The organism is Streptomyces sp. NPDC059649 (genome assembly GCF_042734445.1).
Lineage (GTDB): Bacteria > Actinomycetota > Actinomycetes > Streptomycetales > Streptomycetaceae > Streptomyces.
This window is the reverse complement of record NZ_JBHWDV010000034.1, coordinates 60,101-82,921: the sequence shown is the minus strand read 5'-3', so window position 1 is coordinate 82,921 and position 22,821 is coordinate 60,101. Positions and strand designations below refer to the sequence as shown.

18 protein-coding genes are annotated in these 22,821 nt (G+C 72.5%); 11 read left to right on the top strand and 7 right to left on the bottom strand.

What is annotated here, in order from left to right:
* Positions 1–48: 48 nt before the first annotated feature.
* On the bottom strand, positions 49–1,260 hold the full coding sequence (locus ACFV1J_RS28570; protein ID WP_385862776.1) for an acetyl-CoA C-acetyltransferase: 1,212 nt from the start codon (positions 1,258–1,260) through the stop codon (positions 49–51).
* A gap of 137 nt (positions 1,261–1,397) precedes the next feature.
* Here ACFV1J_RS28570 and mce point away from each other — a divergent pair, with 137 nt between their 5' ends.
* The 7 genes from mce (at position 1,398) to ACFV1J_RS28535 (ending at position 12,864) form a co-directional block, all read left to right on the top strand.
* Positions 1,398–1,838, top strand: coding sequence for a methylmalonyl-CoA epimerase (mce, locus tag ACFV1J_RS28565; protein WP_385862774.1), 441 nt, complete (start codon positions 1,398–1,400; stop codon positions 1,836–1,838).
* Between the two features lie 208 nt (positions 1,839–2,046).
* Positions 2,047–6,309 (top strand): polarized growth protein Scy, encoded by a 4,263-nt coding sequence (gene scy, locus ACFV1J_RS28560; RefSeq protein ID WP_385862771.1) that lies wholly within the window; start codon positions 2,047–2,049, stop codon positions 6,307–6,309.
* Between the two features lie 113 nt (positions 6,310–6,422).
* Positions 6,423–7,361 carry a cellulose-binding protein gene (locus tag ACFV1J_RS28555; RefSeq protein WP_385862769.1) on the top strand — a complete coding sequence of 313 codons (939 nt, stop codon included), beginning with the start codon at positions 6,423–6,425 and terminating at the stop codon, positions 7,359–7,361.
* 145 nt (positions 7,362–7,506) lie between these two features.
* Complete coding sequence (locus ACFV1J_RS28550; RefSeq protein ID WP_385862767.1) at positions 7,507–8,529, top strand: ABC transporter ATP-binding protein; 1,023 nt, start codon at positions 7,507–7,509, stop codon at positions 8,527–8,529.
* A 2-nt stretch (positions 8,530–8,531) separates the two neighbouring features.
* Positions 8,532–9,305, top strand: a complete 774-nt coding sequence (locus ACFV1J_RS28545; RefSeq protein WP_385862765.1) for an ABC transporter permease — start codon at positions 8,532–8,534, stop codon at positions 9,303–9,305.
* 1,067 nt (positions 9,306–10,372) lie between these two features.
* Entirely contained in the window at positions 10,373–11,566 is a 1,194-nt protein-coding gene (locus tag ACFV1J_RS28540) for an ABC transporter ATP-binding protein (RefSeq protein WP_385862763.1), read from the top strand.
* Positions 11,563–12,864, top strand: coding sequence for an ABC transporter permease subunit (locus tag ACFV1J_RS28535; RefSeq protein WP_385862761.1), 1,302 nt, complete (start codon positions 11,563–11,565; stop codon positions 12,862–12,864). Before ACFV1J_RS28540 ends, ACFV1J_RS28535 begins: the two co-directional genes overlap by 4 nt.
* A gap of 18 nt (positions 12,865–12,882) precedes the next feature.
* On the opposite strand, the gene ACFV1J_RS28530 is transcribed toward ACFV1J_RS28535, so the two are convergent.
* The gene (locus ACFV1J_RS28530; RefSeq protein ID WP_385862759.1) at positions 12,883–13,200 is read right to left on the bottom strand and encodes an ATP/GTP-binding protein; all 318 of its coding nucleotides are present in this window, start codon (positions 13,198–13,200) and stop codon (positions 12,883–12,885) included.
* Between the two features lie 193 nt (positions 13,201–13,393).
* Here ACFV1J_RS28530 and ACFV1J_RS28525 point away from each other — a divergent pair, with 193 nt between their 5' ends.
* The gene (locus ACFV1J_RS28525) at positions 13,394–14,443 is read left to right on the top strand and encodes an LLM class flavin-dependent oxidoreductase (RefSeq protein ID WP_385862757.1); all 1,050 of its coding nucleotides are present in this window, start codon (positions 13,394–13,396) and stop codon (positions 14,441–14,443) included.
* Between the two features lie 106 nt (positions 14,444–14,549).
* Here the strand turns inward: ACFV1J_RS28525 and ACFV1J_RS28520 are convergent, their stop codons facing one another.
* Positions 14,550–14,942, bottom strand: coding sequence for an SCO5389 family protein (locus ACFV1J_RS28520; protein WP_360958878.1), 393 nt, complete (start codon positions 14,940–14,942; stop codon positions 14,550–14,552).
* Between the two features lie 249 nt (positions 14,943–15,191).
* Here ACFV1J_RS28520 and nucS point away from each other — a divergent pair, with 249 nt between their 5' ends.
* Entirely contained in the window at positions 15,192–15,854 is a 663-nt protein-coding gene (gene nucS, locus ACFV1J_RS28515) for an endonuclease NucS (RefSeq protein ID WP_385862755.1), read from the top strand.
* Positions 15,855–15,950: 96 nt separating this feature from the next.
* Here the strand turns inward: nucS and ACFV1J_RS28510 are convergent, their stop codons facing one another.
* The 4 genes from ACFV1J_RS28510 to ACFV1J_RS28495 form a co-directional block, all read right to left on the bottom strand.
* Positions 15,951–18,572, bottom strand: a complete 2,622-nt coding sequence (locus tag ACFV1J_RS28510; protein WP_385862753.1) for an ATP-binding protein — start codon at positions 18,570–18,572, stop codon at positions 15,951–15,953.
* 393 nt (positions 18,573–18,965) lie between these two features.
* Entirely contained in the window at positions 18,966–19,289 is a 324-nt protein-coding gene (locus ACFV1J_RS28505; protein ID WP_030414124.1) for an STAS domain-containing protein, read from the bottom strand.
* A gap of 145 nt (positions 19,290–19,434) precedes the next feature.
* A complete protein-coding gene (locus tag ACFV1J_RS28500) occupies positions 19,435–20,283 on the bottom strand; it encodes a 3-hydroxyacyl-CoA dehydrogenase family protein (RefSeq protein WP_385862751.1) in 849 nt (282 codons plus the stop codon).
* Between the two features lie 265 nt (positions 20,284–20,548).
* Complete coding sequence (locus ACFV1J_RS28495) at positions 20,549–21,190, bottom strand: TetR/AcrR family transcriptional regulator (protein ID WP_385862750.1); 642 nt, start codon at positions 21,188–21,190, stop codon at positions 20,549–20,551.
* A gap of 80 nt (positions 21,191–21,270) precedes the next feature.
* Between ACFV1J_RS28495 and ACFV1J_RS28490 the strand changes: the two genes are divergently transcribed.
* Complete coding sequence (locus ACFV1J_RS28490; RefSeq protein WP_385862746.1) at positions 21,271–22,053, top strand: ABC transporter ATP-binding protein; 783 nt, start codon at positions 21,271–21,273, stop codon at positions 22,051–22,053.
* A 12-nt stretch (positions 22,054–22,065) separates the two neighbouring features.
* Positions 22,066–22,821 (top strand): ABC transporter permease, encoded by a 756-nt coding sequence (locus ACFV1J_RS28485; RefSeq protein WP_385862745.1) that lies wholly within the window; start codon positions 22,066–22,068, stop codon positions 22,819–22,821.

The window sequence follows — 22,821 nt, the reverse complement described above, 5'->3', positions numbered from 1 at the left end:
CTGGTACGCGATTCGGCAGCCCGTACGCACGCGCGTACGGGCTGTCGCTTACTTACCCGGTACGCGGATGATCAGCGCGTCGCCCTGACCGCCGCCGCCGCACAGCGCGGCCGCGCCGGTCCCGCCGCCGCGCCGGCGCAGTTCCAGGGCCAGGTGCAGCACGATGCGGGCGCCGGACATCCCGATCGGGTGACCCAGGGCAATCGCGCCGCCGTTGACATTCACCTTTTCCGGGGAGACCCCCAGATCCTTCATTGACTGCACGGCGACCGCCGCGAACGCCTCGTTGATCTCGATCAGGTCGAGGTCGGCGACGGTCAGGCCCTCCTTGCCCAGGGCGTGGTTGATGGCGTTGGACGGCTGGGACTGGAGCGAGTTGTCGGGGCCCGCGACATTGCCGTGCGCGCCGATCTCCGCGATCCATTCCAGGCCGAGTTCCTCGGCCTTGGCCTTGCTCATCACGACGACGGCGGCCGCACCGTCCGAGATCTGCGAGGAGGTGCCCGCGGTGATCGTGCCGTCCTTGGCGAACGCCGGGCGCAGCTTGCCCAGCGACTCCACGGTGGTCTCCGCGCGGATGCCCTCGTCCTTGCTGAAGACGACCGGCTCGCCCTTGCGCTGCGGGATCTCCACGGGGGTGATCTCCGCCTCGAACAGGCCGTTCTTCTGGGCGGCGGCGGCCCGCTGGTGCGAGGCCGCGGCGATCTCGTCCTGCTCCGGCCGGGCGATGCCCAGCCGGGTGTTGTGCTTCTCGGTCGACTCGCCCATGGCGATGCCCTCGAACGAGTCGGTCAGACCGTCGTGGGCCATCGCGTCGAGCATCTCGACGGCGCCGTACTTGTAGCCCTCCCGGGACTTGGGGAGGAGGTGCGGCGCGTTGCTCATGGACTCCTGGCCGCCGGCGACGACGACGTCGAACTCACCCGCACGGATCAACTGGTCGGCCAGCGCGATCGCGTCCAGTCCGGAGAGGCACACCTTGTTGACGGTGAGCGCGGGGACGTTCATGGGGATGCCGGCCTTGACCGCGGCCTGGCGCGCCGGGATCTGCCCTGCCCCGGCCTGCAGTACCTGGCCCATGATCACGTACTGCACCTGGTCGCCGCCGATGCCGGCCCGGTCCAGCGCCGCCTTGATGGCGAAGCCGCCCAGGTCGGCGCCCGAGAAGGTCCGCAGGGAGCCCAGGAGCCGCCCCATCGGGGTACGGGCTCCCGCCACGATTACTGAGGTGGTGCCGTTCGTGCCGTTGGTTTCAGACATGCGATGCGGCCTTCCTTTGCAGGGAAGTTAACGAGGGTTCCCGTCAATGTACTGAGCGGTACCCGTCGGGTCATCGGCCAGCAGGTGTGATCGCGCGCACGTTGCGTAACCAGTCGTGAGAGGGGTGCACTGGAACCATGCTGACGCGAATCGACCACATCGGGATCGCCTGTTTCGACCTCGACAAGACTGTCGAGTTCTACCGTGCCACGTACGGCTTCGAGGTGTTCCACACCGAGGTCAACGAGGAGCAGGGTGTCCGGGAGGCCATGCTGAAGATCAACGAGACCTCGGACGGCGGGGCCTCCTACCTCCAGCTCCTGGAGCCCACCCGCGAGGACTCCGCGGTGGGCAAATGGCTGGCCAAGAACGGCGAGGGCGTCCACCACATCGCCTTCGGCACCGCGGACGTCGACGGGGATTCCGACGCCATCCGCGGCAAGGGCGTCCGGGTGCTCTACGACGAGCCCCGGAAGGGTTCGATGGGCTCGCGGATCACCTTCCTGCACCCCAAGGACTGCCACGGCGTACTCACCGAACTCGTCACCGCGGCACCCCCCGCCAGCACGGACCACTGACCTTCACGTTCCCCGGCCGGTAGAGTGCAGCTTCGGCCGGGGTACGAGTGGGGCTCGGTCCATACTCTGCCGATGATCTGACACCATTTCTTCGGAGAAGGGTCAGCTCCAATGGGTGCCAGTCGGGTACGACGTGACGTGTACGGGACGAGCACTGCAGGACCGGAGCCGGCCGCCACCATGACCAGGGGACGGATGGGACCGCGCAGTGCGGGGCAACGAGCGCCAGGAGCGTAAGTGGGCTGAGGCCGACCACCTCTCGCAGTTCGAAGCCGAGATGGAGCGGCTGAAGACCGAGCGGGACAAGGCCGTCCAGCACGCCGACGACCTCGGCTACCAGGTCGAGGTGCTGCGCGCCAAGCTGCACGAGGCGCGTCGCAACCTCGCGACTCGTCCTGCCTACGACAACGTCAGCCACCAGGCCGAACAACTGCTGCGCAATGCGCAGATCCAGGCCGATCAGCTGCGGTCGGACGCCGAGCGGGAGCTGCGCGAGGCACGGGCGCAGACCCAGCGGCTGCTGCAGGAGCAGGCCGAGCGGCAGGCCCGGCTGGAGGCCGAGCTGCACGCCGAGGCGGTCAGCCGCCGCCAGCGGCTCGACGAGGAGCTCAACGAGCGCCGGCAGACCGTCGAATCGCATGTCAACGAGAACGTCGCCTGGGCCGAACAGCTGCGCGCCCGTACGGAGTCGCAGGCCCGCCGGCTGATGGAGGAGTCCCGGGCGGAGGCCGAGCAGGCCCTGGCGGCCGCGCGCGCCGAGGCCCAGCGGCTCATCGAGCAGTCCCGGGCCCGGCTCGGTTCGGAGGCCGAAGCGGCCCGCGCCGAAGCCGAATCCCTGCTGCGCCGGGCACGTACGGACGCCGAGCGGCTGCTGACCGCGGCGTCCAACCAGGCCCAGGAGGCCACGGATCAGGCCGAGCAGCTGCGCACCAGCGCCGGCGCCGAGTCGGAGGAGGCGCGCCGGCAGGCCGCCGAGCTGACCCGTACCGCCGAGGCCCGGCTACAGGAGGCCGACACGGCGCTGCGCGAGGCGCGCGCCGCGGCCGAGAAGCTGGTCGAGGAGGCGCAGGCAAGCGCCGGGAAGCGGCTGTCGGCCGCCGAGTCGGAGAACGAACAGCGCACCCGTACGGCCAAGGCGGAGATCGCCCGGCTGGTGGGCGAGGCCACCAAGGAGGCCGAGGCGCTCAAGGCCGAGGCCGAGCAACTGCGCGCCGACGCCCGTGCGGAGGCCGAGCGGCTGCTCGCCGAGGCGCAGGAGGCCGCGCGGTCGAAGGCGGCGGAGGACTCCGCGGCGCAGCTGGCGAAGGCCGCGCGGACCGCTGAGGAGATGATGACCAAGGCGTCCGAGGACGCCAAGGCCGCGACCAAGGCCGCCGCCGAGGAGGCCGACCGGCTGCGCAAGGAGGCCGAGGCCGAGGCCGACCGGCTGCGCGAGGAGGCGCACGACACCGCGGCCCAGCTCAAGGGCGCGGCGAAGGACGACACCAAGGAGTACCGCGCCAAGACCGTCGAACTCCAGGAGGAGGCACGGCGGCTGCGCGGCGAGGCGGAGCAGCTGCGCGCCGACGCGGTCGCCGAGGGCGAGCGGATCCGCAGCGAGGCCCGCCGCGAGGCGGTCCAGCAGATCGAGGAGGCGGCCGGTACCGCCGAGGAGCTGCTGGCCAAGGCCAAGTCCGATGCGGAGGAGACCCGTTCGGGTGCCGTCGCGGAGAGCGAGCGGGTCCGGACGGAGGCCATCGAGCGGGCCTCGTCGCTGCGCCGGCAGGCCGACGACGCGCTGGAGCGGGCGCGTGCCGAGGCCGAACAGCTGCTGCTGGAGGGCACCCAGGCCGCCGAGGAGCTGACGTCGGAGGCCGAGAAGAGCGCCGCCAAGCTGCGCGCGGAGGCCGAGGAGGCCGCCAGGCAGCTCCGCACCGACGCCCAGGCCGAGCTGGACCGGCTGCGTACCGAGGCCGAGGAGCGGGTCGCGGCGGCCGAGGAGTCGCTGCGCGAGGCCCGCACGGAGGCCGAACGGCTGCGCCGCGAGACGCAGGAGGAGGCCGCCCGCCTCAAGACCGAGGCCGCCGAGCGGCGCCGGGCGCTCCAGCAGGAGGCCGAGGAGGAGGCCGAGCGGCTGCGCACGGAGGCCGCCGCGGACGCCTCGGCGGCACGCTCCGAGGGCGAGTCGGTGGCCGTACGGCTGCGCACCGAGGCGGCGACCGAGGCCGAACGGCTCAAGTCGGAGGCCCAGGAGACCGCGGACCGGGTGCGCGCGGAGGCCGCGGCCGCCGCGGAGCGCACCGGCGCCGAGGCCGCACAGGCGCTGGCCGAGGCCCAGGAGGAGGCCGCGCGGCGCCGCCGGGAGGCCGAGCAACTCCTGGGCGAGGCGCGCGAGGAGGCCCACCAGGAGCGCACCGCGGCCCGCGAGCAGAGCGAGGAGCTGCTGGCCTCGGCCCGTACCCGGGTGACCGAGGCGCAGGAGGAGGCCGAGCGGCTGGTCGAGGAAGCGGACCGGCGGGCCGGCGAGCTGGTGGCGGCGGCCGAGCAGACCGCGCAGCAGGTGCGGGACTCGGTCGCGGGGCTGCACGAGCAGGCCGCCGAGGAGATCGCCGGGCTGCGGTCGGCGGCCGAACACGCCGCGGAGCGCACGAGGTCGGAGGCGCAGGAGGAGGCCGACCGGGTCCGCAAGGACGCCTACGAGGAGCGGGAGCGCGCCTCGGAGGACGCGGCCCGTACCCGGCAGGAGGCGCAGGAGGCGTCGGAGGCCGCCAAGACCCTTGCCGAGCGGGCCGTCGCGGAGGCCATCGAGGAGGCCGAGCGGCTGCGCACGGAGGCGGCCGGGGTCCTCGACGAGGCCCGCCGGGACGCCAACGCGGCGCGTACGGAGGCCGCCGAGCAGGCCGACCGGCTGGTCGCGGAGGCGACCGCGCAGGCCGAGAAGCTGGTCTCGGACGCCACCGCGAAGGCGCAGGCGCTGCGGACCGACGCCTCGGACGCGCTGGCGGCCGGCGAGCAGGACGCCGCGCGAGCCCGCGCCGAGGCGCGCGAGGACGCGAACCGGATCCGGTCGGACGCCGCGGAGCAGGCCGACCGCCTGATCACCGAGGCCCGTTCGGAGGCCGAACGGATCGTCACCGAGGCGACCGAGCTGACGTCTTCGGCACAGGACGACGCGGACCGCACGGTCCGGGAGGCCCAGGAGGCCGCCGAGCGGCTGCGCCTGGAGGCCGAGCAGCAGGCGCAGTCCCTGGTGGCCGGGGCGACCGAGCGGGCCGAGCGGCTGCGGGCCGAGGCGGCCGAGGTGCTGGAGCAGGCGCGCCGGGACGCCGAGCGCACCGGCGACCAGGCACGCGCGGACGCCAACAAGGCCCGCGCGGACGCCGCGGAGCAGGCCGACACGCTGGTGTCGGAGGCCGCGACGGAGGCCCAGCGGCTGCGTACCGAGGCCGCGGAGGCCACCGCGGACGCCGAGCGGGAGGCGGACCGTACCCGGGCCGACGCCCGCGAGCAGGCGGACCGGATGATCGCCACCGCCACCGCGGAGGCGGACCGGCTGCGGGCCGAGGCGGCCGAGACGGTCACCGCCGCGCAGGAGCACGCCGGCCGCACCCGTAACGAATCGGCCAAAATCAAGGAGGACGCGGAGGCGGCCGCCGAGCGGATGCGCGCGGAGGCCCAGGAGGAGTCCGACCGGCTGCTCGACGAGGCCCGCAAGGACGCCGCCAAGCGCCGCGGGGACGCCGCCGAGCAGGCCGACCAGCTGATCGCCAAGGCCCAGGAGGAGGCACTGAAGGTCGCCACCCAGGCCGAGGAGCAGGCCGACACGATGGTCGGGGCGGCCCGCAAGGAGGCCGAGCGGCTCGTCACGGAGGCGACCGCGGACGGCAACGCGCGGGTGGAGAAGGCCCGTACGGACGCCAATGCGCTGCTGGAGGAGGCCCGCGGGGACGCCACCGCCATAAGGGAGCGCGCCGAGGAGCTGCGGCAGCGGATCGAGTCCGAGGTCGAGGAGCTGCACGAGCGGGCCCGCCGGGAGTCGGCGGAGACGATGAAGAACGCCGGCGAGCGGGTCGACAAGCTCATCGCGCAGGCCACCGCGCAGCAGGTGGAGGCCGAGGAGAAGGCCGACCGGATGATGGCGGACGCCAACAGCGAGGCGAGCAAGGTCCGGATCGCGGCGGTCAAGAAGGCCGAGGGCCTGATCAAGGAGGCCGAGAACAAGAAGGCCGAGGCGGTGCGCGACGCGGAGCGGATGCGCGAGGAGGCCCGGGCGGAGGCCGCCCGCATCGTGGACGAGGGCAAGCGCGAGCTGGAGACCCTGGTCCGCCGGCGGGAGGACATCAACGCCGAAATCTCCCGTGTCCAGGACGTTCTGGAGGCTTTGGAGTCTTTCGAGGCACCCGGCGGAGGCGGCGAAAACAAGGGCAACGGGGTGAAAGCGGGCGCGGGGGCCGGTGCAACTCGTTCGAGTGGCAAGCAGTCTGAAGGGTAGCCACTCAAATGAGGGGTCATTCTCCAGATCAAACGGGCAATGACTCGATGACACGCCGTTGTGACCCCTAGGATTCTCCTTATCACCTCACCGGTCTCTTCGACAGGAACCCCATGAGCGACACTTCCTCCCCCTTCGGCTTCGAGCTCGTGCGGCGTGGGTACGACCGCGGTCAGGTGGACGACCGCATCACGAAGCTCGTCGCCGACCGCGACAGCGCGCTGGCCCGCATCACGTCGCTGGAAAAGCGGATCGAGGAGCTCCACCTCGAGACGCAGAACGCCCAGGCGCAGGTCAATGACGCCGAACCGTCCTACGCAGGCCTCGGAGCGCGCGTCGAGAAGATCCTCCGACTCGCCGAGGAGGAGGCCAAGGACCTGCGCGAGGAGGCCCGCCGGGCCGCCGAGCAGCACCGCGAGCTGGCCGAGTCGGCCGCCCAGCAGGTGCGCAACGACGCGGAGTCGTTCGCCGCCGAGCGCAAGGCGAAGGCGGAGGACGAGGGCGCCCGGATCGTCGAGAAGGCCAAGGGCGAGGCATCCACGCTGCGCGCCGAAGCGCAGAAGGACGCGCAGTCCAAGCGGGAGGAGGCGGACTCCCTCTTCGAGGAGACCCGCGCCAAGGCCGCCCAGGCCGCCGCGGACTTCGAGACCAACCTCGCCAAGCGCCGCGAGCAGTCCGAGCGCGACCTCGCCTCCCGTCAGGCCAAGGCCGAGAAGCGGCTCGCCGAGATCGAGCACCGCGCCGAGCAGCTCCGCCTGGAGGCCGAGAAGCTGCGTACGGACGCCGAGCGCCGGGCCCGCCAGACGGTGGAGACCGCGCAGCGCCAGGCCGAGGACATCGTGGCGGACGCCAACGCCAAGGCGGATCGTATCCGCAGCGAATCCGAGCGCGAGCTGGCGGCGCTGACCAACCGCCGCGACTCCATCAACGCCCAGCTGACCAACGTCCGCGAGATGCTGGCCACGCTGACCGGTGCGGCGGTCGCCGCGGCCGGCGCCCCCGGCGACGACGAGGCGGTCTCCCGCGGCGTCCCGGCCCAGCAGACGCGCTGAACCAACTGTCGGAAGGTTTCGCCAGTTCCGACCGAGCCCCCGTACCGCCCTCTGAGGCGGTGGCGGGGGCCCGGTCGTACAGGGGGTCAGCCAGCCGGCCCCGCCCCGGTGGCCGGGCCGCCCAGGCGCGCCTAGCGTGCTGTACATGATCGAGCTTGAGGGGCTGACCAAGCACTACGGCGACAAGGTCGCGGTGGACCACCTCACCTTCACCGTGCGGCCCGGCATCATCACCGGCTTCCTCGGGCCCAACGGCGCGGGCAAGTCGACCACGATGCGGATGATGCTGGATCTGGACAACCCCACATCGGGCACGGTCCGGATCGACGGCAAGCACTACCGCCAGCTCGCGGACCCCCTGACGTACATCGGCGCGCTGCTGGAGGCCAAGGCGGTGCACGGCGGTCGGAGCGCCGCCAACCACCTGCTGTGCCTGGCCCAGAGCAACGGCATCCCGCGCAGCCGGGTCGGCGAGGTGCTCGAAATGGTCGGCCTGAGCTCGGTCGCCAGGAAGCGCGCGAAGGGTTTCTCGCTCGGCATGGGCCAGCGGCTGGGCATCGCGGCCGCCCTGCTCGGCGATCCGCAGGTGCTGCTCTTCGACGAGCCGGTCAACGGCCTCGACCCCGAGGGCATCCACTGGATCCGCAACCTGATGAAGCACCTCGCGGCCCAGGGCCGTACGGTCTTCGTCTCCTCCCACCTCATGAGCGAGATGGCGCTGACCGCCGACCACCTGGTGGTCATCGGCCAGGGCCGGCTGATGGCGGACACGTCCATGAAGGACTTCATCCACCAGAACTCGCGCTCGTACGTGCGGATGCGCTCCCCGGAACAGCAGAAGCTGCTCGACGTACTGCGCGCCGAGGGCATCCACGCGGTGACGGCCGGGGGCGGTGCGCTGGAGGTCGACGGGGTGCCGGCCGAGCGGCTCGGCGAACTGGCCGCGGCCCACCACCTGACCCTGCACGAGCTGAGCCCCCAGCAGGCGTCCCTGGAAGAGGCGTTCATGCGGCTGACGGCCGGGTCCGTCGAGTACCACGCGCACAACGGCGAGCCGGTGCCGGCGCGGACCGCCGCTCCCCCGGCAGCCCCCCAGCCGGCCGGGGCACGGCCGGGCGAGCCGCAGCCGACCGGCTGGGGCGCGGACTGGCAGAAGAAGAGGAGCTGACCATGGCGGCGGTCGGGCAGGTCATCCGGTCCGAGTGGACCAAGATCAGATCGGTGCGGTCGACGGTGTGGACCCTGGGCATCGCCGTCGTGGTCACCGTCGGGCTGGGCATGCTGATCTGCACGCTGGCCAGCCACGACTTCAACTCCATGCCGCCCAGGGACCGGCTGTCGTTCGACGCCACCAACATCAGCTTCGCGGGTATGGGGCTGGGCCAGCTCGCGATGATCGTCTTCGGCGTGCTGGTGGTCTCCAACGAGTACAGCACCGGCATGATCCGCGCCTCGCTCGCCGCGGTACCGCAGCGCGGCACCTTCCTGTTCTGCAAACTGCTGGTCGCCACCGCGCTGGTCTTCGTCGTCGGCCTGGCCACCAGCTTCGTGACGTTCTTCGCGGGCCAGACGATGCTGGGCGATCTGCGCGCCCACCTCGGCGACCCGGGCGTGCTGCGCGCCGTGATCGGCGGCGGCCTCTACATGACGCTGATCGCCCTGTTCTCCATGGCGGTCGCCACGATGCTGCGCAGCCCGATGCTCTCGCTGGGCATCCTGATGCCGTTCTTCTTCCTGATCTCCAACATCCTCGGCAACGTCTCCGCCACCAGGAAGATCGGCCGCTTCCTGCCCGACCAGGCCGGCTCCAAGATCATGCAGGTCGTCCCCCGCGCGGGCGAGGACGTCCCGTACGGGCCGTGGGGCGGCTTGGGCATCATGATCGCGTGGACCCTCGTGGCACTTGTCGGCGGGTACGTACTGCTGAAGCGCCGCGACGCGTGACGCTGCGCTGGGCCGGCTTCCCACGTAGTCGGCTTTCCCGCCGCGGAGGTTGCGCGCCGTTTCGCTGCGCTTTGCGGCGCCCCGTGCGTACCTGGCCGTCCCGCCGCGGGGCTTGCTCGCCGTTGCGCATTGCGGCGCCGCCGCACGTACCCGTCTGTCCCGCCGCGGGTCGTCTCGCCGTTGCCGCTTGGCGGCGCCCCGTATGTACTTGGCCCTCCCGCCGCGGGCTTGCTCGCCGTTGCGCCTGGCGGCGCCCCGCAAGTACTTGGCCGTCCCGCCGCGGGGCTTGGTCGCCGTTGCGCTTTGCGGCGCCTCGTGTGTACTTGGCTGCAGCGCCGTACTTGTTGCTCGTCGTTGCGCCTGGCGGCGGGCGTGGTGTTTTTGGGTGCGGTGACAGCCCTACAGACTTCGTCCTCCGGTCTGTCCCCTCCCGTGGGTGGGGGGGAGAGCTGGGTGGGGGCGGGCGTGGTCAAGGAAGTACCTCGCGTCGTGTCTCGCGTCGGTGTCGCGGTGTCGGTGTCGGGAATATCCACCTGTGCTGGTGGAGTTGTGGCCCTGCAAGGGGCGCTCACGACCCTTACGGGATCTGTTCGCCCCCGCGCTAGGGGACCTCCCCCGGCCTCCGCCCCCACCCACCGTTTTCCCATCCACCCACGGGAGGGGCCGGACCGGAGGACGAAGTCTGGAGGGCCAGAACCGCACCCGACCACCACCAGCCCGCCGCAGGCGCAACGGCGAACAACAACCGCGGCGCCGCAGATGGGTACCTGCGGGGCGCCGCAAAGCGCAACGGCGAGTCGCCCCGCGGCCGGACAGACAGGTACGTACGGGGCGCCGCAAAGCGCGCAACGGCGAGCGAGCCCCGCGGCGGGACAGACAAGTACGTATGGGGCGCCGCAAAGCGGCAACGGCGAGCAACCCCGACGGCGGGACGGCCAAGTACGTGGGAGGCCCCGCACCAGCCCGTACGGGGGGAATTTAGGGGAACCGTCAAGCCACCGATAGCCTCCTAACCCTCACGGGGGCACGAGGGCGCCTCTGCCCCGACCATCTGCGAGGGGCGGAGAATGATCGAGGCAGTCGGCCTGACGAAGCGCTACGGCGCCAAGACGGCCGTGTACAACCTGTCGTTCCAGGTGCGGCCGGGCACGGTGACCGGCTTCCTGGGGCCCAACGGGTCCGGGAAGTCGACGACCATGCGCATGATTCTGGGGCTGGACGCACCCACGTCGGGGACCGCCACCATCGCCGGTCGCCCCTTCCGCAGCCTTCCCAACGCGCCGCGCCAGGTGGGCGCACTGCTCGACGCCAAGGCCGTGCACGGCGGCCGCAGTGCCCGCGCCCATCTGCTGTCGCTGGCGCAACTGTCCGGCATCCCGGCCCGGCGGGTCGACGAGGTGCTGGGCGTGGTCGGTCTCCAGGAGGTCGCCGGGCGGCGGTCCAAGGGCTTCTCGCTGGGTATGGGACAGCGGCTCGGCATCGCCGCGGCGCTGCTCGGCGATCCGCAGGTGCTGCTCTTCGACGAGCCGGTCAACGGCCTGGACCCGGAGGGCATCCTCTGGGTCAGGAACCTGATGAAGCAGCTCGCGTCCGAGGGGCGCACCGTCTTCGTCTCCTCGCACCTGATGAGCGAAATGGCGCTGACCGCCGAGCACTTGATCGTGATCGGCCGCGGGCAGCTGCTCGCGGACATGTCGGTCAAGGACTTCATCTCGGCCAACTCGGCCGATTTCGCCCGGGTGCGGACGCCCGACTCCGCGCCGGAGCAGCGCGAGAAGCTGACCGCCGCGATCGGCGAGGCGGGCGGTCAGGCCACGCCGGAGCCGGACGGTGCGCTCCGGGTGACGGGGCTGCCGCTGCCGCGGATCAGTGATCTCGCGCACGAGGCCGACGTCCGGCTGTGGGAGCTGTCGCCGCACCAGGCGTCCCTGGAAGAGGCGTACATGCGGATGACGCAGGGCGCCGTCGACTACCGCTCGACCATCGACCCCCGGGCCGGTCTGCAGGAGGTCCCGGCGGGGTACGCCCCGCCGGGGTACGGCGGCCCGGGAGTCCCCGGCCAGATGCCCAACCCGTACGCCCAGCAGGCGGCCGGCGCCGTTCCGGGGCCGGGGTATCCGCCGCCCGCGCCGGTTCAGGGTCACCCGTACGGGGCCCCCGCACCGCACGGGGCGCCCCACCCTTACGGGCAGCCGCCCGCCGCGCCGATGCCACCCGCCCCCGCCGACCAGACCATGCCCCACACCGAGGACGCCCGATGACCAGCCCTCAGCAGCCGCAGCCCCAGCCTGAGCGCGCCCCGCAGGAAGCCGCCGCGCAGCCGCCGGCGCCGCCCGCCGCACCGCCCGTGCCGGAGCAGCCCGCGCCCGCCAAGGACGCGGGCACGATGATGCTGCAGGCCCAGCCGCAGCAGACCCAGCCCCAGCCGCCCGCCCAGCCTCCGGCCAAGGAGGGCGGCACGATGATGCTCCAGGCGCAGCCGATGCCCGAGCCGCGGCCGCTCGCCGCCCACGGGCCGGGCAAGGGCAAGGACGCCGGCACGATGATGCTGCAGGCCCAGCAGGCCCAGCAGGCCCAGCCGCAACAGACCCAGCCCCAGCCGCCCGCCCAGGCCCCGCAAGCCGCTGCCCCGCAGCAGCCGCAACAGCCGCAACAGCCGCCCGCCAACGAGGGCGGCACGATGATCCTCCAGGCGCAGCCGCCCGTACCGCCGCCCGCGCCGCAGGCGCAGCCCCAGGCGCAGCCGCCGGTCGGGTCGGCCGCTCCCATGGGCGGGGGCGGTTATGTCTCGTCCATCCCGGTACGTCCGACGCATCTCGGCCATGCGCTGGCCTCGGAGTGGACGAAGATCCGCTCGGTGCGCTCGACGATCTGGACGCTGGGCGTGCTGCTGTTGCTGATCGTCGGCATCGGTCTGCTCGCGACCCTCGCCGCGGGCTCGGAGCGCGAGATGGACCCGCTGCTCGCCGTCGGGTTCGTCGGCGTCCTGCTCGGCAGCCTGTGCGTGATCCCCCTGGGCGTGCTGTCGATCTCCTCGGAGTACGGCACCGGCATGATCCGTACGACGCTGACCGCCTGCCCCAGCCGGGTGCGGGTGCTGACCGCGAAGGCGATCGTGTTCTTCGGGCTGGCGCTGGTGATCACCACGATCGCGACCTCGCTGGTCGCGCTGCTCGACTTCGGGATGCTCAACGGCCCGGCGCCGACCACCGACCAGTGGCTGCGCGCCACCCTGGGCGCCGGTCTGTACGTCGCGCTGCTCGGGCTGCTGGCGCTGGGCGTCGGCACGCTGCTGCGGCACTCCGCGGGTGCCATCAGCGCCATGATGGGCGTGGTGCTGCTGCCGATGCTGCTGGCGCTGTTCCTGCAGGGCGAGAGCGTCAAGGAGCTCCAGCGGGCGCTGATCGAGTACTCCGTGCCCAGCGCGCTGGCGACGCTCTACGACATCCCGTTCCTGACCAGCGGCCCCTCGGGCTGGACCCCGCTGTGGATCCTGGCCGGGGTCACCGCGGTGGTGCTGGGCGGCGCCTACGCCGCCATCGCCCAGCGCGACGTCTGAGGAATCGGGGATCCGGCCTCAGTAGCGAGGCGCATTACGGGACCGCTGGAGCCGTGCGCTCCGGCGGTCCCGTGCGTTCCAGCAGGCCCGGTGCCAGTGCCGGCGGTCGTCGACGTCACCGTGCTGCGGCCAGGCGACGACGTGCGGGACGCCGGGCGGGATCTCCTGGTCGCAGCCGGGGCAGCGGTAGTGTTTGGCCGCGCCGCCGCCCGCGACCTGCCGTACCACCCAGTCCTCGCCGCGCCACTCCTCGGTCCGTTCCAGGCCGTAACGCTCGCTGCCCGTGCGGTCGATGGGCTTCGCACCGCCGCGCTGGCGGTTTCGACGCGGAGACACGGGCACACCTCATAAAGGGGGAAACGGGGTCACGGGCTGTCACCAGCGTACGCGGCAGATGACACCGCGCGTTCCGGGCGGCCGGTTTCTGTGATCATCGGGAAAGTGCCGGCGAGGCCGTGCCCTTGGCACGTGTCAGGCGTTGTTGCCTGTAAGGGGAGGAGCCGCGTCGGCTGCGAGGAGGCAGAGAGCGATGCGCGTGGGAGCTTTCATCCTGGCCGCTCAGTTCCCCGGTCAGGGACAGGGGGAAGCACTGCACCGGGCGGTGCGTTCCGCCGTGGTGGCGGAGGAGGCCGGGCTCGATGCGGTCTGGCTGGCGGAACACCACTTCGTACCCTACGGCGTCTGCCCGAATGCGGTGACGCTGGCCGCGCTGCTGTTGGGCCGGACGCGCCGGATCGGCGTCGGGACGGCGGTGAGCGTGCTGCCGACCCAGCACCCGGTGGCGCTCGGTGAGTCCGCGGCGCTGCTGCACCTGACGTCCGAGGGGCGGTTCACGCTCGGCGTCGGCCGGGGCGGTCCCTGGGTCGATCTGGAGGTCTTCGGCTCCGGACTCGCCGCGTACGACCACGGCTTCCCCGAGTCGCTCGATCTGCTGCTGCGCTGGCTGCGCGAGCCCCGGGTCGGTGCGCAGGGCGAGCGGTACGCCTTCCGTGAGGTGGCGGTGGTGCCGCGGCCGGACCAGGCGCTGATCGCTCCGGACGAGCCGGGGGCCGGGCCGCCGGGGCCGCCCGTGGTGGTGGCCTGCACCTCCCCGTCGTCCGTGCGGATGGCCGCCGCGCGCGGGCTGCCCATGCTGCTGGGCATGCACTGCGGGGACGAGGAGAAGGCGGAGATGATCGCGATGTGGCGGGCGGCCGCGCGCGAGGCGGGACGGGACCCGGAGGAGATCGCCGCGGCCGAGCACGTCTCGGCGGGTGTGGTGCAGATCGCCGATGCCCGCGAGGCCGCGACGGAGACGCTGATGAAGGCGATGCCCGGCTGGCTGCGCCAGGGGCTGGGCGCGCATGTGACGGTCGACGGCCGCTATCGGTCGATGCGTGATCCGGTGGCGTACACGGAGTTGCTGTGCGGGCTGCATCCGGTCGGCCCGCCGCGGTGGTGCGCGGACCGCCTGGCGGCGACGTCGGAGCGTACCGGCATCACCCGCTTCGCGCTGCTCGTCGAGGGCTCCGGCGATCTCGCGGCGACGGAGGAGAACGTCCGCCGGCTGGGCACGGAGGTCCTGCCGCAGCTGGGGTGATCGGCGGGGCGACGACGTGCGGTTGCCGTCGTCGTGCGGTGTGCTGCCGCTGGCGTACCGTTCCGGGGCGCGCCCAACCCCGCGTACGCAGCGGCAGCAACTCCGTTCAGCAGTCGCGGAGTTCGGGCGACTGGTTGAGCAGCTGACCCCGGACGGAGGTGAACCGGGCCAGCCGGTCGTCCACCGCCGGGTCGAGCGGGAAGACCGCCACGCGGTGGCAGTTCTGGAAGGCGAGCCGCACACCGAAGTGGCGCTCCAGCGCACCACGGATCGCGTCACTCGCCAGCGCGCGCAGCAGCTGACCGCGCGCCTGCTCGTCCGGCGGCGGCGTCTGGTTGTCGGCGAACTCTCCGCCGTCCACCTTCAGCTGGGCCACCAGGGAGCTGATCATCCCCCATGCATAGGGGAGGGAGTTCCGGACGCAGTCGACAAAAGCGGCTTCGTCGACCTCGCCTCGCTCGGCCTGTTCGAGGAGGGCCGGTGAGACGTCGAGCGACATGAGGTTCTCCTCTCGCGGCCCCGCCGGGACGGACGGGGCCTAGGGCTGGGACAAGGGGTTCCGCGACGGAGCGTGTTCGCCTCACGACCCCCCGCTTCAACGGTATGCCGCGCAAGGGGCCCGCACCAGGAGATTGCACATACAACCGGCCAATGGTGAACGCCTGGGGTGCGGGGATTTCCCCCGTAAAGGCCCCCCGGTCCAGGGCGAATCGCGTAGCCGGCCCTCGGTCGAGTAGCGTGGCGCACCATGCGCCTCGTCATTGCCCGCTGCTCCGTGGACTACGCGGGCCGGCTCACCGCCCATCTCCCTTCCGCACCGCGCCTCATCCTGGTGAAGGCGGACGGTTCGGTCTCCATCCACGCGGACGACCGGGCCTACAAACCCCTCAACTGGATGTCCCCGCCCTGCACTCTCAAGGAGGGCGACGGAGCCGTGTGGACGGTGGAGAACAAGGGCGGCGAGAAGCTCATCATCACCCTTGAGGAGGTCATGCACGACTCCTCGCACGAGCTGGGCGTCGACCCGGGCCTCATCAAGGACGGTGTGGAGGCGCACCTCCAGGAACTCCTCGCGGACCGGATCGAAACCCTCGGCGAGGGTTACTCGCTGATTCGGCGTGAATACCCCACTGCCATTGGCCCGGTGGATATCTTGTGCCGGGACTCCGACGGGCAGACCGTCGCCGTCGAGATCAAACGACGCGGCGAGATCGACGGCGTCGAGCAGCTCACCCGCTATCTCGAACTCCTCAACCGCGACCCGCACCTGGCGCCGGTGAAGGGCGTCTTCGCGGCCCAGGAAATCAAGCCGCAGGCGCGGGTACTGGCCACCGACCGCGGCATCGGCTGCGTGGTGCTGGACTACGACGCCCTGCGCGGCATCGAGGACGACAAGCTCCGGCTGTTCTGACCCTGCCCCGGCGGCTCACCCGCATACGACACACGGCGCGAAGGCCCGGTACCGAGAGGACCGGGCCGTCGCGCCGTGTCGGGCCGTACGGGGGGGTTATGCGGTCGGGGCGCTCTGCGTGCCGGCGGAGGAGGCCGTGCCGTCCGAGGGCGTGCCGCTGCCCGTGCCCGCCGGGCTGCTGCCCGAGGGCGCGGAGGCGGAGGCGGAGGCGGCGCTGCTCTGGGAGGGCTTCTCGGTCGTCGGGTTGCCCGTCGGGCCGGTCGGGGTGTCCGTCGGCTGGTCGGTGGGACCGGTCGGCGTGGGGGTGGTGGGCTCGTCGGTCGGCGGGTGCGTGGTGTGGGTCGGCCGGCCGGTGGGGGTGCTGGGCCGGCCGGTCGGGGTGGTGGGGTCGGCGGTCGGGTCGGCCGAACCGGTGCCGGGGTCGGTGGGCTCGCCGGTGGTGGCGGCGCCGCTGGTCGACGGGGACGGGCTGCCGGTGCGGCCGGCGTGGCCGGGCTTGCTGCCGTGGCCGGTGGGCGGCAGGCCGGTGCCGGTGGGGTCGGCGGCCGGCAGGTCGGGGCTGCTGCCGTCGTCGGTGGACTGCTCGGTGCTGACCTTGTTGTCGGGGGCGTCCTCGCCGCCGGAGGTCATGCCGAGGGTGATGACGGTGCCGAAGACGGCCACGAGCAGGGCGCCGGCGCCGGCCGCGACGAGGTTGCGGCGGGTGCCGAGCAGTGCCTTGATGCCCTTGTCGCCGCCGGTGGCCGCGGTGGCCGGGAGCGCCGTCGTGGCTGCCGTCGGGGAGACCTTGCGGGAGACGACGGTCGCGGCCGCATCGGCGGCGGGCGGCACCCGCAGCTTGGCGGTCGACACCGCGTCGGGCGAGCCGGCCCCGGCCCCGCGGGGCCCGGCGGACTGCTTGCCGCCGGTGGTGGCCGGCGGGAGCTGGGGGACGGCCGTGGTGGCCGCGGAGGCGGCCCGGGCCCGGTCGGTGACCAGCGCCAGCGCGCGCCGTCCGGCCACCGCGCCGTTGCGGTCGGAGAGCACCCCGCGCAGCCCGATGGACGCCTCCAGTTCGGCGCGGGCCCGGTCGAGGCTGCCGGTGCACAGCGCGAGGACGCCCAACTCGTGGTGGAAGTACGCCTCCTCGGCGACCTCGCCGGCCAGCCGGGCGGCCTCCTGGCCGTGCCGCAGGGCGCGTTCCCAGGCGCTCCAGTGCAGCGCGGCGGCGAAGGCGGGCGCGGCGGTACGGGCGAGCAGCACGGCCGCGCTGGCGTGGCCGCTCTCCCGGCTGCCGGTCAGCACGGCCATCGCGGCCAGCGCGGCATCGGACTCGGCGGCGGCCCGTTCGGGCGTGACCGAGGGGTGGCCGGCCCACCAGGCGTAGTGCTGGGCGGCGGTGTGTGCCCGGGCGGTGGCGCCCTCGGCGTAGCCGGCCGCGGTGAGCTGCTCCTGGACGGTGGCGGCGAGCCGGTAGTGGCTGCCGACGGGGCTGATCAGTCCGCAGGCGAGCAGCTCGCCGAGGGCGGCGTCGGCGTGGGTGTCCTCGGTGAGGGCCGGCAGGTGCGCCTGGTGCGGCAGTTCACCGCCGAGCGCGACGGCGAACCGCAGGGTCTCCCGGGCGGCGGCGCTGAGCCCCTCGGCCAGCAGCGGGGCGGGGGCCGCGGCCTCGCCGAGGGAGGGCAGCGGGGCCTCGGCGGCGTCCTCGGAGCCGTCGGTCCCGTCGGTCCCGTCGGTCCCGTCGGCGTCCTTCGCACCGGCGCCGTCCCGGCCGCCGTCCGACCCGGGCCGCTCGGCCGGGAAGAGGCCGTAGCCGTCGTCGAGGGCGCCGGGGCGGTTGCGGTGCCGGTCGCGCTGCCGGAGCAGGGCGGCGGCCTGGACGAACCGCAGCGGCAGCCCCTCGGACTCGAACCACAGGTCGGCGGCCCAGGCCTCCTCGTCGTCGGTGAGCGGCCGGTCCACGGCGCGCTCCAGCATCCGTACGCAGCCGGCCCGGCCGATGCCGTCGAGGACGACCTCTTCCAGGTGCGAACCGGCGCTGGGCGCGGCGACGTCGGGAGTGGCGGCGATCAGGAAGGCGCACTCGGGGGTGGCGTCGAGCAGTTCGTCGAGCGCGGCGCCGCCGAATTCGAGGTCGTCCAGGACGACGATGGCGCCGATCTCGGCGACCAGACGCAGCAGCTCGGGCCGGTCCGGGCGGTGCTGCGGCGCGCGGTGCACCGCGGCGAACAGGGCGTACAGCAGGTCGGTGGCGGTGCGGTGGTAGCCGGAGAGCCGGACCACGCCGTCGGGGGCGAGATCGGCGCAGGCGGTGGCGACGGCGTCCAGCAGGCGGGTGCGGCCGGAGCCGGCGGGACCGGTGAGGCGGACCGAGCGGCCGCGGGAGAGCAGCCGGACCAGGCGCTCGATGTCCTCGGTGCGCTCTTCGAGCGTGGTCCCGTGGCCGGCGGATCCGGGCGGTCCCGGGGGCACCGGGGGCGCGGCGGCGCGGGCGGCCGCGGCGCGCTCCTGGGCGCTGAGCTTGACGGGTTCGGCGGGGCGTTCCCCGGGCGGGCAGGGCTCTATCTCGCTGCCGTCGACGGGGTTGACGGTGACGAGGTAGGTGCCCGAGACGAGCCGGACGACGCGGGCCGGGCCGCCGGAGCCGCGTTGCGCGCCGCCGAACGCGGGGGCCGGCGGATCGTCAGGAGTGCCCTGCTCGCCGTATTCCTCAGGTCCCCGGTGAGTGTTCGGGTCCATGCTGCAAGCTCCCACGTGTACCGTGCCGAATGCGCTCCGGCCGTCCGCGCGCGTCTGCCGCGGCAGGTGGTGCCCCCGCGTCGCGTCCGGTCCGGTGTCCGCCGCGGATGATGGCATACGGGCGGGAACCGAACCTTAGACCCGGACCGCGGGGGAACGCACCGGCGGGGGCGCGCACTGCCCGAAAACTCCTGGTTCAAACGTTATGGCACGTTCCGTGCGCACCCCGTCCGGAAGCGCACCCCTTCCCGGAGCACACTCCTTCCGGGAGCACGCAAAGGACTTGACGCGCACAGGGCTTGGGGAGCGCACAGGATTTGAAGGAGCGCGCGGTCCCCCGTTCCTCCCGCGCGCGCCCTTCTCGTGCTTCTCGTACTGCTCGTGCCCGGGCTGTCACACCCGAGGAAGCGATTCGGCTTCGATGCCGCCCTCGATGGCGAGGATGCGGTGGAGCCGGGTGGCGACCAGCAGGCGTTGCATCTGGGGCGGCACCCCGCGCAGTACCAGCCGCCGGTTGACCCGGCCGGCCCGGCGGTGTGCGCCCATGATCACACCGAGGCCGGTGGCGTCCCAGGAATCCAGTGCGGTGAGGTCCAGTACCAGGTCACCCCGACCGGAGTCGACGGCCGTGTGCAGCGCCGTCCGGGCGTCCGCCGCGCTGCGGACGTCGAGGCGGCCCTCGACGACCAGCTCGGCGTGGTCGCCCCTGATGTGCATATGAGCTCCCCTGTGTCATGGGTTCATGCATGGACGTCTACAGATCTGACTGCCTCTCATGCGGCGAAGTTGCCGCCTGTAAGCGAACCGATACCGAATTCACCCCATGGGGTGACCCCATCAGGCTCAATGACCTGACGCGGCATCAGTGCTCGTAGAAGCCCTGCCCACTCTTGCGCCCGATATCGCCCGCATCGACCATCCGTCGCATGATCTCCGGCGGCGCGAACTTCTCGTCCTGGGACTCGGTGTAGATGTTGTCGGTGGCGTGCAGCAGGATGTCGATGCCCGTCAGGTCGGCGGTGGCCAGCGGGCCCATGGCATGGCCGAAGCCCAGCTTGCAGGCGGTGTCGATGTCCTCGGCGCTGGCCACGCCGGACTCGTAGAGCTTGGCGGCCTCGACGACGAGGGCCGAGATCAGCCGGGTGGTGACGAAGCCGGCCACATCACGGTTGACGACGACGCAGGTCTTGCCGACGGACTCGGCGAACTCCCGGGCCGTGGCGAGGGTTTCGTCACTGGTCTTGTAGCCGCGGACGAGCTCGCAGAGCTGCATCATCGGCACCGGCGAGAAGAAGTGCGTCCCGACGACCCGCTCGGGGCGGGAGGTCGCCGCGGCGATCTTGGTGATCGGAATGGCGGAGGTGTTGGAGGCCAGCACCGCCTCTTCCTTGACGAGCTTGTCCAGCGTCTGGAAGATCTCGCGCTTGACGTCGATCCGCTCGAAGACCGCCTCGACGACGATGTCCGCGTCGGCGGCGCCCTCCAGGTCGGTCGTGGTGGTGATACGGGCCAGCGCCTGCTCGGCGTCGGCCGCGGCCAGCTTCCCCTTGGCGACGAACTTCTCGTACGAGGCCTCGATGCCGCCCTTGCCCCGGGCCAGCGCCTCGTCCGTCACATCGCGGAGCACCACGTCCCAGCCCGCCTGGGCAGAGACCTGCGCGATACCGGACCCCATCAGTCCGGCGCCGATGACGGCGAGCTTCTTTGCCACTGCTGTCCCCTCACACCCTGTGCATTTGAATGTCTGTCGGTCTTCGGGTGACGTTAGCGGTCGTTGGCGATCCTTTGGTGGGTAAGAGATGCGCGTCACGCCCGCCCGTCGCCCGATCACCGCCCCTCAACGGGGCCCTTCGGGCCGCGGCGTTCGGTCGACATGACGGACATCACACGGGGACGGACGACCGGGAGAGACCGGACGGGAGAGACCGGCCGGCCCGGCTCCGCCGACGCACGTGGGCGACGCCGGCCCCGCGCGCTCAGCCGGCCGCCCGCACCCCGTAGTTGAGGACCCGCTCGCTCAGCAGCTCCTCCATCTCGTCGAGCAGGACCAGCGCCTCACGCGAGACCACGGCCGGCTTGCGGCCGGCGATCATCTCGTGGGCGATGGTCGTCATCAACGTCTGGTGCACCCAGTTGATCTGGCCGGCCATCAGGGCGGGCATCGGGTCGCCGTCCGCCGCGCCGGTCTCCTCCCGGAGGGTGGCCTCCAGGTCCTCGTGCTGTTCGCGCTGCATGTACCACAGGCGGGCCTGGAGGGACGGCGAGCCGTGGACGACCTTCATGAAGCGCTCATAGCCCTCGATGAGGCCCACCTTGGGCGACACGCTCTCCACCTCTTCGCGCAGCTCCCGAAGGACGGCGAGGGCGGCGGACTCCCCCGCGCGCCGGCCCCGTACGAACCGCGACAGCCGGTCGACGACCCCCTTGCTGCGGTCGAAGAAGAGGTCCTCCTTCGCCGGGAAGTAGTTGTACACGGTGTTGACGGAGACGTCGGCGGCCTCGGCGATCTCCGCGATGGTCACCGCGTCGAAGCCGCGCTCCAGGAAGAGACCGGTGGCCATGTCCGAGATGTACTGGCGGGTCTGCCGCTTCTTCCGCTCCCTGAGTCCCTCTGCCATGCCCCCAGCCTACCCGTGACTGGGCTCAATGAAATTTTGGGGACGTTGCAATTTTTCAGGCTCTCTGTTTTTCTAGCGGCATGCCCGTACTCAGCGCGTCCGGACTCGCCCGGACCTTCCACACCAAGCGCGGCCCCGTCGAGGCCGTCCGCGGGATCGACCTCACGGCCGAGCGCGGCGAGATCCTCGGCTTCCTCGGCCCCAACGGCGCCGGCAAGACCACCACCCTGCGGATGCTCACCACCCTCCTCGCGCCCACCGGCGGCACCGCGACCATCGCCGGCTGCGATCTGGCCCGCGACCCGGCCGGGGTGCGCCGCGCCTCCGGATACGTCGCCCAGTCCGGCGGCGTCGACCCGAACGTCTCGGTCCGCGAGGAACTCGTCACCCAGGGCCGCCTCTACCGCCTGGGCAGGGCCGAAGCCCGGGACCGCGCCGAGGAGTTGGCCGCCGACCTGGGCCTGAGCGACCTCCTGGACCGAAAGACCGCCACCCTCTCCGGCGGCCAGCGGCGCCGGCTGGACATCGCCATGGGCCTGACCCACCGCCCCGAGGTCCTCTTCCTCGACGAGCCGACCACCGGCCTCGATCCGGGCAGCCGCGCCGACCTCTGGGACCTGGTCCGCCGGATCCGCGCCGAGCACGGCACGACCGTGCTCCTGACCACCCACTACCTCGACGAGGCCGATGCGCTCGCCGACCGGCTGGTGATCATCGACAAGGGCGTGGTGGTCGCCGACGGCACGCCGGACGCCCTCAAGCGCACTCACGGCGGCTCCCCCGACGCGTCCCTCCAGGACACCTTCCTCGCCATCACCGGCCGCGCCCCCGCCTCCCGGGCCACCACCCCGCTCGCCGTCTAGGAGCCGACCTTCATGTCCTCCCTTCTGTCCGACACCGCGCTGGTCTTCGGCCGCTACGCCCGGCAGACCCTGCGCTCGAAACTCCAGATGCTCTTCGGCGTGCTGATGCCGCTGCTGTACCTGCTCTTCTTCGGCCCGTTGCTGACCCGGCTGCCGCTGTCCTCGTCCGGCAGCTCCTGGCAGGTGCTGGTGCCCGGCCTGCTGCTCCAACTCGGCCTGTTCGGCGCCTCGTTCTGCGGCTTCGGCATCATCGTCGAGAAGCAGTTCGGCGTCGTCGAGCGGATGCGGGTGACGGCGGTGAGCCGGCCGGCGCTGCTGCTGGGGCGGCTGCTCCGGGACGCCTTGCTGTTCGTCTTCCAGGCCGTGCTGCTGGTACTGGCGGCGCTGGTGCTGGGGCTGCGGGCTCCGCTGCCCGGCATCCTCATCGGTTTCGCGTTCGTCGCCGCGCTGACCGTGGCCCTGGCCTCGCTGTCGTACACGCTGGCGCTGAAGGTGAACACACCGCAGGAATTCGGGCCGGTGATCAACGCCGTTACCATGCCCTCGATGCTGCTGTCCGGGCTGATGCTGCCGATGACGCTGGGGCCGACGTGGCTGGACGTGCTCTCGCACGTCATGCCGTTGCGCTACTTCGTGGACGCGGTACGGGCGGCGTTCGTCGGCGACTACGCGTCCTCGGCGGTCCTGTACGGATCACTGGCGGCGGTCGCCTTCGCCGCGCTCTCCCTGGCGCTCGGCGCCCGCGCCTTCCGGAGGGCCGCGGCGTAG

Bases quoted from the DNA above. Each gene is read 5' to 3' on its own strand.
- ACFV1J_RS28570 (WP_385862776.1), bottom strand. From the start codon at position 1,260: ATGTCTGAAACCAACGGCACGAACGGCACCACCTCAGTAATCGTGGCG.
- mce (WP_385862774.1), top strand. From the start codon at position 1,398: ATGCTGACGCGAATCGACCACATCGGGATCGCCTGTTTCGACCTCGAC.
- ACFV1J_RS28555 (WP_385862769.1), top strand. From the start codon at position 6,423: ATGAGCGACACTTCCTCCCCCTTCGGCTTCGAGCTCGTGCGGCGTGGG.
- ACFV1J_RS28550 (WP_385862767.1), top strand. From the start codon at position 7,507: ATGATCGAGCTTGAGGGGCTGACCAAGCACTACGGCGACAAGGTCGCG.
- ACFV1J_RS28545 (WP_385862765.1), top strand. From the start codon at position 8,532: ATGGCGGCGGTCGGGCAGGTCATCCGGTCCGAGTGGACCAAGATCAGA.
- ACFV1J_RS28540 (WP_385862763.1), top strand. From the start codon at position 10,373: ATGATCGAGGCAGTCGGCCTGACGAAGCGCTACGGCGCCAAGACGGCC.
- ACFV1J_RS28535 (WP_385862761.1), top strand. From the start codon at position 11,563: ATGACCAGCCCTCAGCAGCCGCAGCCCCAGCCTGAGCGCGCCCCGCAG.
- ACFV1J_RS28525 (WP_385862757.1), top strand. From the start codon at position 13,394: ATGCGCGTGGGAGCTTTCATCCTGGCCGCTCAGTTCCCCGGTCAGGGA.
- ACFV1J_RS28520 (WP_360958878.1), bottom strand. From the start codon at position 14,942: ATGTCGCTCGACGTCTCACCGGCCCTCCTCGAACAGGCCGAGCGAGGC.
- nucS (WP_385862755.1), top strand. From the start codon at position 15,192: ATGCGCCTCGTCATTGCCCGCTGCTCCGTGGACTACGCGGGCCGGCTC.
- ACFV1J_RS28510 (WP_385862753.1), bottom strand. From the start codon at position 18,572: ATGGACCCGAACACTCACCGGGGACCTGAGGAATACGGCGAGCAGGGC.
- ACFV1J_RS28505 (WP_030414124.1), bottom strand. From the start codon at position 19,289: ATGCACATCAGGGGCGACCACGCCGAGCTGGTCGTCGAGGGCCGCCTC.
- ACFV1J_RS28495 (WP_385862750.1), bottom strand. From the start codon at position 21,190: ATGGCAGAGGGACTCAGGGAGCGGAAGAAGCGGCAGACCCGCCAGTAC.
- ACFV1J_RS28490 (WP_385862746.1), top strand. From the start codon at position 21,271: ATGCCCGTACTCAGCGCGTCCGGACTCGCCCGGACCTTCCACACCAAG.
- ACFV1J_RS28485 (WP_385862745.1), top strand. From the start codon at position 22,066: ATGTCCTCCCTTCTGTCCGACACCGCGCTGGTCTTCGGCCGCTACGCC.